The sequence below is a fragment of the Gordonia sp. DT219 genome (assembly GCF_049847065.1).
In the GTDB taxonomy this organism is placed as follows: Bacteria; Actinomycetota; Actinomycetes; order Mycobacteriales; family Mycobacteriaceae; genus Gordonia.
This window is the reverse complement of record NZ_JBNCNR010000010.1, coordinates 41,790-56,682: the sequence shown is the minus strand read 5'-3', so window position 1 is coordinate 56,682 and position 14,893 is coordinate 41,790. Positions and strand designations below refer to the sequence as shown.

At 68.6% G+C, this 14,893-nt stretch carries 17 protein-coding genes; 10 read left to right on the top strand and 7 right to left on the bottom strand.

The features are described from left to right. Nucleotides 1–28 precede the first annotated feature (28 nt). Complete coding sequence (locus ACPXB3_RS13585; RefSeq protein ID WP_425705488.1) at nucleotides 29–403, top strand: nitroreductase family deazaflavin-dependent oxidoreductase; 375 nt, start codon at nucleotides 29–31, stop codon at nucleotides 401–403. Next, nucleotides 400–1,269 (top strand): dienelactone hydrolase family protein, encoded by an 870-nt coding sequence (locus ACPXB3_RS13580; RefSeq protein ID WP_425705487.1) that lies wholly within the window; start codon nucleotides 400–402, stop codon nucleotides 1,267–1,269. Before ACPXB3_RS13585 ends, ACPXB3_RS13580 begins: the two co-directional genes overlap by 4 nt. A gap of 16 nt (nucleotides 1,270–1,285) precedes the next feature. Here ACPXB3_RS13580 and purE read toward each other — a convergent pair whose 3' ends face one another. Then, a complete protein-coding gene (gene purE, locus ACPXB3_RS13575; protein WP_425727914.1) occupies nucleotides 1,286–1,837 on the bottom strand; it encodes a 5-(carboxyamino)imidazole ribonucleotide mutase in 552 nt (183 codons plus the stop codon). Further along, nucleotides 1,837–3,135 (bottom strand): 5-(carboxyamino)imidazole ribonucleotide synthase, encoded by a 1,299-nt coding sequence (locus ACPXB3_RS13570; RefSeq protein ID WP_425727912.1) that lies wholly within the window; start codon nucleotides 3,133–3,135, stop codon nucleotides 1,837–1,839. Before ACPXB3_RS13570 ends, purE begins: the two co-directional genes overlap by 1 nt. A 79-nt stretch (nucleotides 3,136–3,214) precedes the next feature. Here ACPXB3_RS13570 and ACPXB3_RS13565 point away from each other — a divergent pair, with 79 nt between their 5' ends. After that, nucleotides 3,215–3,775, top strand: coding sequence for a GtrA family protein (locus ACPXB3_RS13565; RefSeq protein WP_425705484.1), 561 nt, complete (start codon nucleotides 3,215–3,217; stop codon nucleotides 3,773–3,775). Here ACPXB3_RS13565 and ACPXB3_RS13560 read toward each other — a convergent pair. Genes ACPXB3_RS13560 through ACPXB3_RS13550 form a run of 3 tightly spaced genes read right to left on the bottom strand, consistent with a single transcriptional unit; the run spans nucleotide 3,747 to nucleotide 6,445 of the window. Next, on the bottom strand, nucleotides 3,747–5,156 hold the full coding sequence (locus tag ACPXB3_RS13560) for a sensor histidine kinase (protein WP_425705483.1): 1,410 nt from the start codon (nucleotides 5,154–5,156) through the stop codon (nucleotides 3,747–3,749). The genes ACPXB3_RS13565 and ACPXB3_RS13560 overlap by 29 nt on opposite strands. A gap of 15 nt (nucleotides 5,157–5,171) precedes the next feature. After that, nucleotides 5,172–5,849, bottom strand: coding sequence for a response regulator transcription factor (locus ACPXB3_RS13555; RefSeq protein ID WP_425705482.1), 678 nt, complete (start codon nucleotides 5,847–5,849; stop codon nucleotides 5,172–5,174). Continuing rightward, entirely contained in the window at nucleotides 5,846–6,445 is a 600-nt protein-coding gene (locus ACPXB3_RS13550) for a PH domain-containing protein (protein WP_425705481.1), read from the bottom strand. Before ACPXB3_RS13550 ends, ACPXB3_RS13555 begins: the two co-directional genes overlap by 4 nt. Nucleotides 6,446–6,644: 199 nt before the next feature. On the opposite strand from ACPXB3_RS13550, the gene ACPXB3_RS13545 reads away from it, so the two are divergent. Continuing rightward, nucleotides 6,645–7,271: a hypothetical protein gene (locus tag ACPXB3_RS13545; RefSeq protein ID WP_425727910.1), complete on the top strand. Its 627-nt coding sequence runs from the start codon at nucleotides 6,645–6,647 to the stop codon at nucleotides 7,269–7,271. A gap of 27 nt (nucleotides 7,272–7,298) precedes the next feature. Here the strand turns inward: ACPXB3_RS13545 and ACPXB3_RS13540 are convergent, their stop codons facing one another. After that, nucleotides 7,299–8,141 (bottom strand): biotin--[acetyl-CoA-carboxylase] ligase, encoded by an 843-nt coding sequence (locus tag ACPXB3_RS13540; protein ID WP_425705479.1) that lies wholly within the window; start codon nucleotides 8,139–8,141, stop codon nucleotides 7,299–7,301. A 140-nt stretch (nucleotides 8,142–8,281) separates the two neighbouring features. Here ACPXB3_RS13540 and ACPXB3_RS13535 point away from each other — a divergent pair, with 140 nt between their 5' ends. Genes ACPXB3_RS13535 through ACPXB3_RS13525 form a run of 3 tightly spaced genes read left to right on the top strand, consistent with a single transcriptional unit; the run spans nucleotide 8,282 to nucleotide 10,814 of the window. Beyond that, nucleotides 8,282–9,910 carry an acyl-CoA carboxylase subunit beta gene (locus tag ACPXB3_RS13535; protein ID WP_425727908.1) on the top strand — a complete coding sequence of 543 codons (1,629 nt, stop codon included), beginning with the start codon at nucleotides 8,282–8,284 and terminating at the stop codon, nucleotides 9,908–9,910. Further along, nucleotides 9,907–10,125, top strand: coding sequence for an acyl-CoA carboxylase subunit epsilon (locus ACPXB3_RS13530; RefSeq protein ID WP_425705477.1), 219 nt, complete (start codon nucleotides 9,907–9,909; stop codon nucleotides 10,123–10,125). The genes ACPXB3_RS13535 and ACPXB3_RS13530 overlap by 4 nt, the downstream gene beginning before the upstream one ends. 5 nt (nucleotides 10,126–10,130) lie before the next feature. Further along, nucleotides 10,131–10,814, top strand: coding sequence for a Maf family protein (locus tag ACPXB3_RS13525; protein WP_425705476.1), 684 nt, complete (start codon nucleotides 10,131–10,133; stop codon nucleotides 10,812–10,814). A 54-nt stretch (nucleotides 10,815–10,868) separates the two neighbouring features. Here the strand turns inward: ACPXB3_RS13525 and ACPXB3_RS13520 are convergent, their stop codons facing one another. Next, nucleotides 10,869–11,885, bottom strand: coding sequence for a neutral zinc metallopeptidase (locus tag ACPXB3_RS13520; RefSeq protein ID WP_425705475.1), 1,017 nt, complete (start codon nucleotides 11,883–11,885; stop codon nucleotides 10,869–10,871). Between the two features lie 182 nt (nucleotides 11,886–12,067). Here ACPXB3_RS13520 and ACPXB3_RS13515 point away from each other — a divergent pair, with 182 nt between their 5' ends. The 3 genes from ACPXB3_RS13515 to ACPXB3_RS13505 are packed head-to-tail and all read left to right on the top strand — an operon-like array spanning nucleotide 12,068 to nucleotide 14,882. Next, the gene (locus ACPXB3_RS13515) at nucleotides 12,068–12,964 is read left to right on the top strand and encodes a sulfurtransferase (RefSeq protein ID WP_425705474.1); all 897 of its coding nucleotides are present in this window, start codon (nucleotides 12,068–12,070) and stop codon (nucleotides 12,962–12,964) included. After that, complete coding sequence (locus ACPXB3_RS13510; protein WP_425705473.1) at nucleotides 12,961–13,401, top strand: SufE family protein; 441 nt, start codon at nucleotides 12,961–12,963, stop codon at nucleotides 13,399–13,401. Before ACPXB3_RS13515 ends, ACPXB3_RS13510 begins: the two co-directional genes overlap by 4 nt. Beyond that, nucleotides 13,398–14,882, top strand: a complete 1,485-nt coding sequence (locus tag ACPXB3_RS13505; protein WP_425705472.1) for a condensation domain-containing protein — start codon at nucleotides 13,398–13,400, stop codon at nucleotides 14,880–14,882. The genes ACPXB3_RS13510 and ACPXB3_RS13505 overlap by 4 nt, the downstream gene beginning before the upstream one ends. Nucleotides 14,883–14,893: the final 11 nt, after the last annotated feature.

Here is a 14,893-nt window from a genome sequence, read left to right as displayed (position 1 = left end):
TGCCGCCGCGATGAGGCACAGTGGTGCCATGCAACTCCCCGCCGTCCTCGCTCGCATGAACAAGGTCGTCAGCAATCCCATCCAGCGTCGGTGGGCCCCGCATCTGGCCCCCTGGGCGATGGTGGAGCACACCGGCCGATCCTCTGGGCGCCGCTACTCGACGCCGGTCCTGGCGTGGGTCGAGGACGACACCCTGGCCATCGTCCTCACCTACGGCCGCGACACCGATTGGGTACGCAACGTCGCGGCCGCAGGCCAGTGCCGGATCACGCGCCGTAACAAGCACTTCCGACTCGTCCGTCCCCGCATCGTCCCGGCCGACTCACCTGATGTGGCCCGGGGGGCCCGGCCGTTCGCGAAGCCGTTCGACTGGGTGCTCATCGGCACCCTGGAGCCGTCATGAGCAGCCGAGACGGCGCCACCGACGACACCCTGTCGGACTTCACCGTCCGCGACGAGACGTACCTCGGGGCCACCCGCCGCGTGTATCGCAAGGGCAGCGGTCCCGCGGTGATCATCATCGCCGAGATGCCCGGGATCTCCCCGGCGGTGGCCGATTTCGCCCGCCGCATCGTCGACATCGGCGCCACCGCGGTGATGCCGTCGCCCTACGGCGTCGACGGCCGTGACCCCTCGCCTGCCGCACGCGGAACCCTGCGCTCCACAGCCGAAATGCTCGGCACCATCGCCCGCGCATGCGTCAGCCGCGAGTTCACGATCCTGGCGACCGGCAAGACCTCGCCCGTGGTCAACTGGCTGCGCGCCCTGGCCGCCGACGAACACCGACGGTGCGGCGGCGTGGGGGTCGGCGCGATCGGCATGTGCTTCACCGGCGGATTCGCCCTCGGCATGGCCACCGACGAGCGGTTGCTCGCCCCGATACTGGCCCAGCCGTCGCTGCCGGCCGCCATCTCCCCCGGCCGGGCCCGGGCCATCGATGTCTCGCCCGCCGACCTGTCGACGGTGGCAGCGCGCTGCGCGGCCGGGCTCGAGGTCATGGGCGTGCGCTTCGAGGGCGATCGGATGTCCCCACCGGCACGCTTCGAGAACCTGCGGCGCCTTCTGGGCGATGCCTTCACCGCGATCGAACTACCGGACTCGGCGGCCAACCCCGATTCGCCGATGCCGACCCCACCGCACGCGGCTCTGACGGTCGATCTCATCGACGAGCCAGGGCAACCCACCCGGGACGCACTCGATCAGGTGCTGGGTTTCCTGACGCGCCGATTACAACTCGACCCGCCCGGCCCACACCGTCACGAGAACTGACCCGACCTCGAAGAACTCAATCGCCCAACAGCTTCTGACGCAGCGCGGCATCCTTGTCGAGCACCATCTGCTCGAGGCCGGCCTGGAAATCCGCCATCCGCGAACGCAGCGACGGGTCGGCTGCGCCGAGGATGCGCACCGCGAGCAGGCCCGCGTTGCGAGCGCCGCCGATCGAGACGGTCGCCACCGGGACACCCGCAGGCATCTGCACGATGGAGAGCAGCGAGTCGAGTCCGTCGAGGTGACGGAGCGCAACCGGCACACCGACCACCGGCAGCGGTGTCGACGCGGCGACCATTCCGGGCAGGTGCGCGGCTCCGCCGGCACCGGCGATGATGACCTCGATCCCGGCCTCGGCGGCACCGGTGGCGTAGTCGAGCATGCGCTGCGGGGTGCGGTGCGCCGAGACCACCCCGACCTCGAACGGCACGTCGAATTCGGCCAGCGCCTCGGCCGCGAGTTGCATTGTGGGCCAATCGGAATCGCTGCCCATGATCAATCCGACCCGAGCGTGGCGAGCCGTCTGGGCCCCGGCCACCTCGGTTCCGTTGTCGGTCGACTCGCTCATCAGTGCCCTTCCCATCCGTCGGTCCACACCGCGTGTGACATCCAGTGCGCCGCACGTTCGGCGCGCTCACGCACCGCGGCGAGCTGTTCGCCGTGTGCCCCGACGATATTCACATGCCCGATCTTGCGGTCGACGCGCTCCCCCTTGCCGTAGAGGTGCACCTTCGCGGCCGGTATCCGTCCCATCAGGTGGTGCAGGCGCTCGTCCATCGACATCTGCGGCGCCGACGGCGCGCCGAGGATGTTGGCCATCACCGTCAGCGGTGCGCTCGGCGCGGTGTCACCGAGCGGATAGTCGAGCACCGCGCGCAGGTGCTGCTCGAACTGTGAGGTGACCGCGCCATCCATCGTCCAATGGCCGCTGTTGTGCGGACGCATGGCCAGTTCGTTGACGAGGAGCTCACCGTCGGTGGTCTCGAACAATTCCATCGCCATCACCCCGACGACGCCGAGCTCGTCGGCCAGCCGCAACGCCATCTCCTGCGCCCGCACGGCGAGCTCGGCACCGAGGTCGGGTGCCGGTGCGAGCACCACGGCACACTGCCCGTTGCGCTGGATGGTCTCCACCACCGGCCACGCGCCGCCCTGCCCGAACGGTGACCGGGCGATCATCGCCGACAGCTCCCGTCGCATGGGCACCTTCTGTTCGGCGAGCAGTTCGATGCCTGCGTCGAACTGCGCGTCGAAGACGGCCAGCGCGGCGGCGCGGTCGTCGAGGATCCACACCCCGCGGCCGTCATAGCCGCCGCGGACGGCCTTGAGGACGATCGCCCAGCCATGCCGGTCACCGAATTCGATGAGCCGGCCACGCGCGAGTCCCAGATCGCCCGCCAACTCGACGAAGTCGGGTACCGGCAGTCCCGACTGCTTCAGTCGCACCCGCATCGCCTGCTTGTCCTGAGCGAAGCGCAGGGCCGCCGACGGCGGCAACACCGAAATCCCTTCGGCCTCCAGCATCTGCAGATGGTGCAGGGGCACGCCCTCGTGGTCGAAAGTCAGTGCCACCGCACCCTGCGCGGCGCGACGCAGATCGGCGATGTCGTCGTGCGAACCGATGATCACGTCCGGACTCACCTGCGCGGCGGGTTCATCCGGTCCGGCGGCGAGCACCCGAAGGCATTGGCCGAGGGCGATCGACGCCTGATGGGTCATCCGGGCCAGCTGGCCACCGCCGATCATCGTGACCGTCGGCATACGCCCCGCACCGGCAGCCGATCGTGGCTCCGAGGGCGCGGGCGGGGTCGTCTGCGCGCCCGGAAATGCGGGCGCGTCACCGTCAGAAGAGCTCACGCGGTACATCGTGGCATGCCGGGCATGTCGGACGCATGACCGACCGGGGTGATGTCAGCGTGCCCGGCGGGTCCTAGACTCGTGTCTTGTGCCATTCATCGATGAGATGGTCGCCCGTCTGCCGGAGTCGGTTCGCCGGCTCCTGATGCGGCACCACGAACTCATCAAATTCGCCATCGTCGGCGGCACGACGTTCCTTTTCGACATGGCGATCTTCTATCCGCTGGCACTCACCGTGCTCGAATCCAAGCCCGTGGTGGCCAAGATCATCTCGGGTGTCCTGGCCACGATCCTGAGTTACATCCTGAATCGCGAGTGGGCGTTCAAGAATCGCGGCGGCCGGGAACGCACCCATGAGGCCCTGCTCTTCTTCGCCATCAGTGGTATCGGCGTTCTCGTACAGGCCGCCCCGCTGTTCGTCGCCAACAATCTGTTTTCTCTGCGCAGCAACCTCGACGTCACCGACCAGGTGATCGTCGACTTCGTCCTCAACTATCTGATCGGCAACTTTCTGCAGATGGCGTTTCGCTTCTGGGCACTGCGGAAATTCGCATTCCCGGAGGAGAAGCTGCGTGGCGGCGACGCCGGATCGACAGATCTGCATCCCAGTGCCGAGGAACTCAACGATGAGGAACTCGGTCACGCCTGAGGCCCGGATCCGGTCCGGGCCGGCCGGGTTCGGACCGGCGCGACGGAGCTTCCGAGCGCCCGGCGGACCCGCTTTCTTCTGACGCCGCCGAGCCGTCGGGCTCCGGCGCCACCGAGGGCACCACGATCGAGAACACGGCCGGGCGCCGGTTCGCCAGTTCGAGACGTCCACCGTCGGCCTCGACCAAGGCGCGCGCGAGCGAGAGGCCGACCCCGTTACCCGCCGGGCCGGCGCCGCTGCCCGCGGAGAATCCGCGGCGGAAGATCGATTGCGCGATGTCGTCGGCGACACCGGGCCCCTCGTCGGCGATCGTGATACGCACCATGTCGCCGGTGAGCTCGCCGACGTCGATCCGGCAGCGTCCGGCGCCGTGCTGCAGTGCGTTGTCGACCAGCACGCTGACCGCCTCGCGCAGCCGACCCGGCTGCGCACTCAGCGCGCTCACCTCGCCGGCGAAGGACACCGTCACCTCGCGGCCCTGCGCGTCGAAGGCATTCTCGAAGTCACCGACGAGCCGCGTCAGCAGTTCGGTGACGTCGACTGCCTGCAGCGGGGCCGGATCGTCCCGCGAGGCCGCCACCATCTCATCGAGTTCGTCGGACAGCCGCTCGACCTGATCGAGGGCGGCCTCGGCCTCGGTCACCACGGCCGGGTCGTCGTGCAATGCCAGTTCGTCCAGGCGCAACTGGATCGCGGTGAGCCGGCTGCGGAGCTGATGGGAGACGTCACCGACGATCTCGCCCTCACGTTCGAGGCGCAACGCGATCTCGGTGTTCGCGTTGCCGAGCGCCCGGGACACCCGGTCGAGTTCGAAGATCCCGTAGGTCTTCCATGCCGAACGGAAGTCGCCGCGCGCCATCGCCGACGCGCGGTCGGCGAGGTCGATCACCGGGTCGGCGATGCGTCCGGCGGTGACCGCCGCGACCACCGTCCCGGCCACCAGGGACGAAGCGACGACGATCGTCACGATGCCCACCGCGGCCAACTGGTCGTTGCGTACGTCGCTGCGCGGGATCTCGAGCACCAGCGACCCGGCGTCGCCGAGGCCGATCGAGTCCGACATCGTCGCGCCGTCGATCTGCGCGCCGACCGCACGCGTCGCCGACCGACCGTCGGATGCCGCGTATGTGAGGACCAGTCGGCCCTCGTCCGGTATCAGCGCCGCCAGCGGCGGCGAATCGAGCAGCGCCGGGTCGAGCGTCGCGTCTCGCCCGTCCTCGGTCCGGATGAGTTGATCGGAGATCGACTTGAGCCGGCTGTCGAGCGTTTGGTGTGCGTTGTCGGCAACCCACCACCAGGCGATCACCGAAAGCGGGATACCCAGCGCTGCTCCGACCGCCAGCAACATGGCGATCATGGTGTACAGAATGCGTCGGCGCATCGGGGCCAGCTCGCCTTACGGGTCGAAACGGAAGCCGACGCCGCGGACGGTGACGATGTGGCGGGAGCGGTCGTGCCGATCGTCACCGATCTTGCGCCGCAGCCACGAGACGTGCATGTCGAGGGTCTTCGACGACCGCAGGTCCGCCGATCCCCACACCTCGGTCAGGATCTCGTCGCGCCCGATGACCTCACCGGCACGCTCCATCAGGAACCGCAGCAGATCGAACTCGCGGTTGGCCAGCACCAGCTCGGTACCGCCGAGCGTGACCCGCCGCGCCCGGGCATCCAGGCGCAGGTCCCCACCCTCGAGCACGACGTCGTCGGGGCTCTGCCGGCGACGCAGCAGCGCCCGCACCCGGGCCAGCAGCTCGGCCAGCCGGAACGGTTTGCCGACGTAGTCGTCGGCACCGGCGTCGAGGCCGACCACGAAATCCACCTCGTCGGTACGCGCGGTGAGCATCAGCACGGCCAGTTCGGGCTGATGGACCCGCACCCGCCGGCAGACCTCGAGACCGTCGATCTCGGGCAGACCGAGGTCGAGGATGAGCAGTTCGAACCCGCCGTCGGCGACGCGCGCGAGGGCCTGTGTCCCGGTGCCCACGACCTCACACCCGTAACCCTCGCGGGTCAGGGCCCGGGCGAGTGGTTCGGCGATGGCGGTGTCGTCCTCGGCCAGCAACACGACGGTCATCGGTGTCTCCCCCACCTTCCGGGGCCGGCCTCCGCTCGGGAAACGTCGCGGTCCGGGTCGTTCTCGTGGCGATCCTCGAAGTCGCCACGCTCGACGCTCTCGGTCACGTCGAGCACCTCGTGGTAGAGCAGCGCATGCACCCGTTCCACCTGCGGGACGTCATCGAAGGCCAGCGGCTCGTCGGACGCCGACTCGATGAGCAGCGTGCCCGTCCGCAGCAACCGATCGATGGGTCCATGCCGGAACTCGACGGTGTTGATGCGGCGAATCGGGATATCGATGCCCGATCGGGTGAGGATGCCGTTGCGGAAGATCACCCGGCGGTCGGTCAGCACGAAGTGCGTGGTCTGCCACGAGATGAGAGGCCGCGCGAAGAACCAGACCGCCGCGGCCGCCCACAGCACGGCGACGACGACGTAGCCGGCCAACGCGCCTGCTCCGGTCAGCGACGACCCGTCGACCAGGCCCGCGAGCAGTCCGGCGACCGCGGTGGCGAGGACGAACAGGATGAACGGGGCGAGCAGACACTTCCAATGCGGATGCCGGTGCAGTACGACCCGCTCACCCGGTGCGAGGTTCTCCCGCGGGTAGGCCATGCGTGCCAGCATAGGCCGCGCGGCCGCCCGGACCCCGGCAGACGCCGACTGCGTGAATCTCCGTGGCCCGGCTCGGCCACCGGTCGATCTCGGTAGGATGACCCCGACCACACAAGACCGACCGACCGCACAAGACCGACCGACCGCACAAGACCCGACCACACGGTGCCCCACGGCGCCGCAGGTTCAGGAGCCTCCCATGAGCTATCGCGATCCCCGGGATCCCCGCGATCCCCGCACGGCCAAGTACGAGCCCGGATACGACGCGCCCGAGTCACGCGCCTACAGCCAACAGGAGCCGGCCTACCGCGGTGCGCCGGACCCGACCGCGTACCCCCAACCGCAGTACTCGCAAGCCGGCGGACACCCGCAGCCCGCCCCGGCGCCTCGCAAGCGCATCGGGCCCGACATCCATGTCGGGATGTACGTCGGCGGCATCGTGATGACCGGTGTGGTCACCGGGCTCGCCGCCTGGCTGGTCGCGTGGATCATCCGGGCGATCGTCGACCGCGTGAACGCGGCGGGCAAGTTCGGTGTGTGGAATCCGGTCGCCCAGGACGAATACTGGTTCGCCGTGGTCGGATTCCTCGCCGCCCTGGCCGCCGGCGCCCTCTGGTACGTGCTGCAGATCATCACGCCGTCGCCCGATCAGTTCTTCCGCTGGATCGTCGGCCTGCTGATCGCCGCGGCGGTCATCATCCCGCTGGTGCTCTCGGCACAGTTCTCGGTCGGCCTCGGCACTGCGGTGATGCACCTGGTGATCGGGCTGCCGATCTTTTCACTGGTACCGGCGATGGGCCACAAGTGCCGCACCGGCACCCGCTGAACCTCCATCCGCTCAACCTCAGGCCGCTCAACCTCGATCCGCGAGCGGCCGAAGATGCACGACGTCTCCGGCTGCGGCCGGAAAGCGTTGTCCCCCATCCTGTTCGATGACGATGCGGCCATCGTCGTCGATGTCGACGGCCTGCCCGATGATCTCGGTGTCGCCCGGCAGGATCAGGCGAACGCGCCGGCCCAGGGTGTCGCAGTGCTCCCGGTAGGCGGCGGCGATCGTGTCGAGGTGATCGGGCCAGCCCTGCTCGGACAACGCGCGCAGGTATTCGATCGCCAGGGCGGCCAGATCCGGCGCGGCCAGTGGTTCACCGCCCTCGATGCGCAGGCTCGTCGCCGTGGGCACCGGTAACTCGTCGGTCCTCAGGTTGGTGTTGATGCCGGTCCCCACGATGACGATGCCCCCGCCGGGCGCGGACACGTACTCGGCGAGGATGCCGGCGATCTTGCGTTCGGCGATCAGGACGTCGTTGGGCCATTTGAGCGCCGGGCGCACCCCGGTGTGCCGGTACACCGCGGTCGCGGTCGCCAGCCCGGTCGCCAGCGACAACCAGCCGAGCTTCGCGGCGCTCTCGCCCACCGGCAGCACCGCCGAGAGGGCCAGCTGGGCACCCGGGGGCGCCGACCAGATCCGCGAACGGCGCCCGCGACCCGCGGTCTGATCGGTGGTGATGCGCACCGTGCCCACGATGTCGGGGTCCTCGGCACGTGCGGCGAGGTCGGCATTGGTCGATCCGGTGGAGTCCACCACCTCCACATGCCGCCAGATGGTGCCGGCCAGTTCGGCCCCGCGGGCCTCGATCGCCTCCCGCAGACCAGAAATCGGATTCGTCGGGACCGGGTGTGTCGCATCGGGGGTCATGACCAGTGAGCCTACGACTGCGGCCGCGATCACCGCGGACAGATCACCGCGGGTCGCCGACCGATCACTCGGAAACATGAGGTCTTCTCACTTTGGGCCGGTTGACGTGGCTCACATCGGTCTCGCTAGCATCGAGGTTCATGACCACTGCTTCGTCCGAGTCCGGCGCCGCGCCAGACATCCACACCACGGCCGGAAAACTCGCCGATCTGCGTCAACGCCTCGATGAAACCCAGCACCCGGTGGGCGAGGCCGCAGTGGAGAAGATCCACTCGAAGGGCAAACTGACCGCCCGCGAACGCATCACCCATCTGCTCGACGAGGGCTCGTTCGTCGAACTCGACGCACTGGCCCGCCACCGCAGCACCAATTTCGGGTTGGCCGAGCGCCGCCCGCTCGGCGACGGCGTCGTCACCGGTTACGGCACCATCGACGGTCGCGAGATCTGCGTCTTCTCCCAGGACGCCACCGTGTTCGGTGGCAGCCTCGGCGAGGTGTACGGCGAGAAGATCGTCAAGGTGATGGACCTGGCGATCAAGACCGGGCGACCGCTGGTCGGCATCAACGAGGGGGCCGGCGCACGCATCCAGGAGGGTGTGGTCTCCCTCGGTCTCTACGGCGAGATCTTTCACCGCAACGTCCGCGCCTCGGGTGTCATCCCGCAGATCTCTCTGATCATGGGCGCCGCGGCCGGCGGCCACGTCTACTCCCCCGCCCTCACCGACTTTGTCGTGATGGTCGACGGAACCAGCCAGATGTTCGTCACCGGACCCGATGTCATCAAGACCGTCACCGGCGAGGACGTCACCATGGAGGATCTCGGCGGTGCCACCACGCACATGACCAAATCCGGTGTGGCCCACTACGTTGCCTCCGACGAGGAGGACGCCCTCGACTACGTCAAGGACTTGCTGGGCTACCTGCCCAGCAACAACCGCGCCGAGGCGCCGCGCCTGCCCGTGGCAGCGCCGGTCACCGGTTCCATCGCCGACAGCCTCACCGACGAGGACCTCGAACTCGACACGCTGATCCCGGATTCGCCGAATCAGCCCTACGACATGCACGAGGTCATCCGCCGGATTCTCGACGACGACGAGTTCCTCGAGGTCCAGGCGGAACGGGCGACCAACATCATCGTCGGGTTCGGCCGGGTCGACGGACGCAGCGTCGGAATCGTCGCCAATCAGCCGACACAGTTCGCCGGCTGCCTCGACATCAACGCCTCGGAGAAGGCCGCGCGCTTCGTGCGCACCTGCGACGCCTTCAACATCCCGATCGTCACCCTCGTCGACGTACCGGGCTTTCTGCCGGGCACCGATCAGGAGTTCAACGGCATCATCCGCCGCGGCGCGAAGCTGCTCTACGCCTACGGCGAGGCCACCGTCGGCAAGATCACGATCATCACCCGCAAGGCCTACGGCGGCGCCTACGACGTCATGGGGTCCAAGCACATGGGCGCCGACGTCAACCTCGCATGGCCGACCGCGCAGATCGCGGTGATGGGCGCGTCAGGTGCGGTCGGATTCGTCTACCGCAGCCGCTTGAAGGACGCCGAGGCAAGCGGCGAGGACGTCGCCGCGCTGCGCCTGGAGCTGCAGCAGGAATACGAGGACACGTTGGTGAACCCGTATGTGGCGGCCGAGCGCGGCTACGTCGACGCCGTCATCCCGCCTAGTCACACCCGCGGCCAGATCGCCACCGCACTGCGGCTGCTCGAGCGCAAGATGGTCACGATGCCGCCCAAGAAGCACGGGAACATCCCGCTGTGAGCGGCGCGGAGAACCCGGTGAAGCCCTTCCTCACCGTGGTCAGCGGCAACCCGACCGACGAGGAGGTCGCCGCGCTGGTCGCCGTCCTTGCGACGGCATCATCGGCGAGCGCCGGCGACGGCGATCCGGCACTGCGCGACCACTGGGGCAGCCCGGTCGATCGGCTGCGTCCGCAATGGGGCGGGCCGGGCTCCTTCACCAATTTGCGATACTGACGCAGGTGAGCCCCTCCACCGCACGCCACTGCGAGGTCGTCCTCGGGTCGGCTTCGGCGGCCCGGCTATCGGTGCTGCGGCACGGTGGGCTGAACCCGCGTGTGCTTGTCTCCGACGTCGACGAGGACGCTCTCCTCGACGATCTGACCGGGGCTCCCCCGGCCGACGTCGTCGCGCGCCTCGCGATGGCCAAGGCCGATGCGGTGGTCGCCACCCTGCTGTCCGAGCGCGTCGAGGCACAGGCGGAGTCGCCACCGGACACGGTGATCTTGGCGTGCGATTCGATGCTGCTCTTCCGTGGTTCGCTCAGCGGCAAGCCGCACACCCCCGAGGTCGCGGTCGCGCAGTGGCGCGAGGTCCGCGGCCACTCGGCGCAATTGCTCACCGGCCATCGCCTGGTGCTCGTCAAAGGCCTCGAGGTCGTCGGCTCCGCCAGTGAGACATCCTCGGCGACAATCGATTTCGCCGACCTCGACGACGCCGAGATCGAGTCGTACGTCGCCACCGGCGAACCGTTGGAAGTGGCGGGCGGCTTCACCCTCGACGGGCTCGGCGGCTGGTTCGTCGACGCCGTCGACGGCGATCCCTCCTCGGTGATCGGCATCGGATTGCCCACCGTCCGCCGGTTGCTGCGCCAGGTCGGGATCGGGGTCGCCGACCTGTGGGCCGGCACCGGCGCCGCGCACTAGCGAGCGCCGACGCGATCACCGAGGGCCGGCGCGATCACCCCACGGTCCACGGGCCTAGGAGCCGAAGACCTCCGGCCAGTACTTGCTCAGGCACCCGATCGGCTGTCCCTGGCCCTGGCCCTGGGTCAGCGAGTGACCGAAGAAGCCGAGTGTGATCGCCGAGATCCGCTGGGTCGAGGTGCCGTGCCCCTGTCCGGGTTCGGGGTCGCCGATCTTCTGGATCAGCGCCACCGCCTGCACGATGTCCTTGACGGACAGCTCATCGCGCCGCAACACCGTCGCCGCCCAGTTCCCCGCGAGGCAGTCGGCGATGAGTTCGGCGTTCTCCCCGGTCGGCTCACTCGTGGCCGGCAGGTGACCCGCCTGCAGGATGCGGTCGACGACGGCATGTCCGTACTCGTGTGCAACGACGGTAGCCGCGGTGAACTCACCCTGGAACCCGCTGATCGAATCCAGCGGCCCGGCGACCAGGAACGTACCGGTCCAGATCCCGACGAAGGCATCGACCGGCAGGATCACCGAGCCCTCGACCCGCTGACCGGCTCCGTCGCGGCCCTTGTCCAGGCCACAGAAGAACGCGTTGGGGGTGTCGGAGGCGACCACGATCGGACCGTCGGAGTCCTTGCACGCGGAGTGGAATGATCGACCGTCTTCGACGAGCACGCGTCCCGGTTCGGGATTGCCCCATCCCAGCTTCTCGAACCACGGCCCCCAGGTGCCGTCCAGATCGTCGAGCACCGAGCTGAGATAGCCGGACACCTTCTGGGGTGCGTTCGCCTTGGTGATGTGGCCTGCCATCAGTTGCGACGTCGGCACCGGCAGGCTCGGGCAGGAGTTCTCGGTACACCGGCCGGGCACCGCCCCGGTCGCCGTCGGCGACGAACTCGGCACGGTCGACGAGGGGGTGCGCCCGGAGGGCTGCGTACCGGAGGTCGCAATACCCGGTGTCGGCGAGGACGAGGTGTCGGTGCCCGACGAACACGCGGCGAGGAACAACATCGCGGACGCGACGACGAGCACTGTCACCGCACGCATTCCATGGCGGGTGGGCCGCACCCCGGGTCCGATCATGCGAGGAACTTAGCAACATCGGAGCCCGATACGCCCCAACAGGTCATCACCTGAATGACCCGCCTTGTGCACGCGCGGCGCACGCTGACTGGGTAGGCTTTCACCGGGAGCCTCGCGGGTTCTCGCCGATGTGTCTGCACGGACGCACCCACCGGATCGTCACCCTGAGAGGGGTTCTTCAGTTGAGCGTCGAGACCGACCCGAACCCAAAGTTCGCCGGCTATGCCCATCCCGAACGGCTCGTCAGCACGCAATGGCTGTCGGCGCATCTCGGTGCCAACGGACTCAAGATCGTCGAGAGTGACGAGGACGTCCTCCTCTACGACATCGGGCACATCCCGACCGCGCAGAAAATCGACTGGCATCTGCATCTCAACGATCCGGTGACCCGCGACTACATCAACGGTGAGCAGTTCGCAGAACTGATGCGCAGCAAGGGAATCGAGCGCGACGACACCGTCGTCATCTATGGGGACAAGAGCAACTGGTGGGCTGCGTACGCCATGTGGGTGTTCACCCTGTTCGGGCATGCGGACGTCCGGCTGCTCGACGGCGGCCGCGATGCATGGATGTCGGAGGATCGCGACACCTCCTTCGACGTGCCCGAGTACCCACGGTCGGACTATCCGGTCGTCGAGCGCGACGACTCCCGCATTCGCGCATTCGCCGCCGAGATCCGCGGCGCGCTGGGCACCGAGCCGCTCATCGACGTCCGGTCGCCGCAGGAGTACACCGGCGAACGCACCCACATGCCCGACTACCCACAGGAGGGGGCGCTGCGCGGCGGACACATCCCCACCGCCCGCTCCATTCCGTGGGCCAAGGCCGCGGCATCGGACGGCCGCTTCCGCAGCCGCGCCGAACTCGACGAGATCTACGGCGACCTCGACCCGCACACCGCGACGATCGCGTACTGCCGCATCGGCGAGCGTTCGAGCCACACCTGGTTCGTCCTGACGTATCTGCTGGGGTTCGATCGGGTCCGCAACTACGACGGCTCCTGGACCGAGTGGGGTAACGCGGTACGGGCCCCGATCTCGGTCGGCGACGAGCCGGGCGATCCCCCTCCCGGCTCATGAGTCTGCCCCGCGCACTCGCCGAGATCGTCGACGACTTTGCGGCGCTTGGTGATTCGGACAAGATCACGCTGCTTCTCGAGTTCGCCGGGGAGCTGCCGGAGTTGCCCGCCGAGCTGGTCACCGAGGCCATGGAACCGGTGCCGGAGTGTCAGTCCCCGGTGTTCCTGTCGGTCGATGCCGTCGATCCCGCCGCGGTGCAGCTCTATTTCAGCGCGCCGCGGGAGGCGCCGACCACCCGCGGATTCGCGTCGATCCTGCACCAGGGTCTCGACGGGGCGCCGGCGCAGACGATCCTCGATGTGCCCGGCGACTTCTACCACGATCTCGGCCTCGACAAGGCCGTGAGCCCACTACGGCTACGCGGTATGGCCGGCATGCTCGGACGCATCAAGGCGCAGGTTCGTCGTCAGACGGGTACGGCCGGCTCGCCCGGATGAAGTTCATCCAGATCCTCGAAGAGCCGGTCGAACCGGGCGGCCTCGTCGAGTGGACGCCGTATGTGCCGGGCGGACTGGGGAGTTGGGACCGCGACTCGCGGTTGACCTCCCACAATCACGAACAACACCTACGTTCGGCGTTCGACTATCGCATCCGTACCCGCCGCGAAGGCGGCCGCGAATCGTGGCTGGGCCTGGAGATCCAGTTCGACGAGCCGCTCTCGATCCCGGCGCTACGCGCCACGTTGCGGCTCTGGATCGACCGTCATGAGGTGCTGCGCAGCCATGTCGTCATCAAGCACGACGGGCTCGCCCGCCTCACCACCGCACCGGGCACCGTGAAGCTGCGGATGGGCCGGATCGGTTGGTACAACGAGTCCGGGCCGCTCGTCGAGCAGATCGCCGGCTACTTCGATCGGGCGACCGCCCCACTGCACTGGCCGGCGTACGTGTTCGCCACCGTCGGCCGGGAGTCATCGTTCACGCTGCTCTTCGCGGCCGATCATTCGCTCGTCGACGGCTACTCGCTGATCATGGCGCAGCACGAACTCACGGCGATCTACCGCGCCGCACGTGACCACACCGAGCTCGCGCTGCCCGAGGTCGGCAGTTACGTCGATTTCAGTGCCGCCGAGCGCCGGCAGGCCGACCAGACCGGTGCCGATCATCCAGCGGTCGGCACCTGGCGAGATTTCCTGCAGGCCGGACCCGGCGACATGCCGACGGCATTGGCCACTCCGGCCGCGGCCGACACCACGCCGGCGGCCACCGCTGGTGATGTCGGCGAGGTACCGGCCCCCCAGCAGTCGGTGTCGGGGCTGATCGCCGACGACGCCACCGCCAACCGCTTCACCGCGGTGTGCTCGGAGGCGGGCGGTTCGCTGACGGCGGGCGTGCTCGCGGCGTTCGCGATCGTGCACCACCGCATCACCGGCGATCCCGAGTTCCGGTGTGTCCTGCCGAGACACACCCGCAACGAGGCACGGTGGCTGACAGCGCTGGGCTGGTTCGTCGCGCTCGCGCCGTTCCGGCTCGACATGACCGCGTCGCCGACCTTCGATCAGACCGTTGCCCGCGCGACCGCCGAACTCAAACGCTCCCGGCAGGGCGCATCGCTGGCATTCCTGCGGGTCGCCGAGTTGATCGGTTACCGCGGGGAGCCGCGATTCGTGATCTCCTTCATCGATACCCGCTACGCGCCCGGGGCCGCCGAGGCCGATGCCGGCCACGCCACCGTGTTGCGCAGTCACTCCTACTCGCCCGACGAGGTCCTCATCTGGATCAACCGCACTCCGTCGGGCCTGCGGTACTCCGCGCGGTTCCCACCGACGCCGCAGGTCACCGCGGTGACCGAACCACAGCCGAGCAGTATCGGGTCCGATCCGCTCGATGCGGCCGGCCCGGTCCCCCGATTGCTGCACGCGCTCGCCGAGCTGGTACACGAGCTGGCGAACGACAGCACATTCAACTCGCAGATGTGACGGGCGCCTCC

Coding starts and splice junctions, on each gene's coding strand:
- ACPXB3_RS13585 (WP_425705488.1), top strand. CDS start 29: ATGCAACTCCCCGCCGTCCTCGCTCGCATGAACAAGGTCGTCAGCAAT.
- ACPXB3_RS13580 (WP_425705487.1), top strand. CDS start 400: ATGAGCAGCCGAGACGGCGCCACCGACGACACCCTGTCGGACTTCACC.
- purE (WP_425727914.1), bottom strand. CDS start 1,837: ATGAGCGAGTCGACCGACAACGGAACCGAGGTGGCCGGGGCCCAGACG.
- ACPXB3_RS13570 (WP_425727912.1), bottom strand. CDS start 3,135: ATGTACCGCGTGAGCTCTTCTGACGGTGACGCGCCCGCATTTCCGGGC.
- ACPXB3_RS13560 (WP_425705483.1), bottom strand. CDS start 5,156: ATGCGCCGACGCATTCTGTACACCATGATCGCCATGTTGCTGGCGGTC.
- ACPXB3_RS13555 (WP_425705482.1), bottom strand. CDS start 5,849: ATGACCGTCGTGTTGCTGGCCGAGGACGACACCGCCATCGCCGAACCA.
- ACPXB3_RS13550 (WP_425705481.1), bottom strand. CDS start 6,445: ATGGCCTACCCGCGGGAGAACCTCGCACCGGGTGAGCGGGTCGTACTG.
- ACPXB3_RS13545 (WP_425727910.1), top strand. CDS start 6,645: ATGAGCTATCGCGATCCCCGGGATCCCCGCGATCCCCGCACGGCCAAG.
- ACPXB3_RS13540 (WP_425705479.1), bottom strand. CDS start 8,141: ATGACCCCCGATGCGACACACCCGGTCCCGACGAATCCGATTTCTGGT.
- ACPXB3_RS13535 (WP_425727908.1), top strand. CDS start 8,282: ATGACCACTGCTTCGTCCGAGTCCGGCGCCGCGCCAGACATCCACACC.
- ACPXB3_RS13520 (WP_425705475.1), bottom strand. CDS start 11,885: ATGATCGGACCCGGGGTGCGGCCCACCCGCCATGGAATGCGTGCGGTG.
- ACPXB3_RS13510 (WP_425705473.1), top strand. CDS start 12,961: ATGAGTCTGCCCCGCGCACTCGCCGAGATCGTCGACGACTTTGCGGCG.
- ACPXB3_RS13505 (WP_425705472.1), top strand. CDS start 13,398: ATGAAGTTCATCCAGATCCTCGAAGAGCCGGTCGAACCGGGCGGCCTC.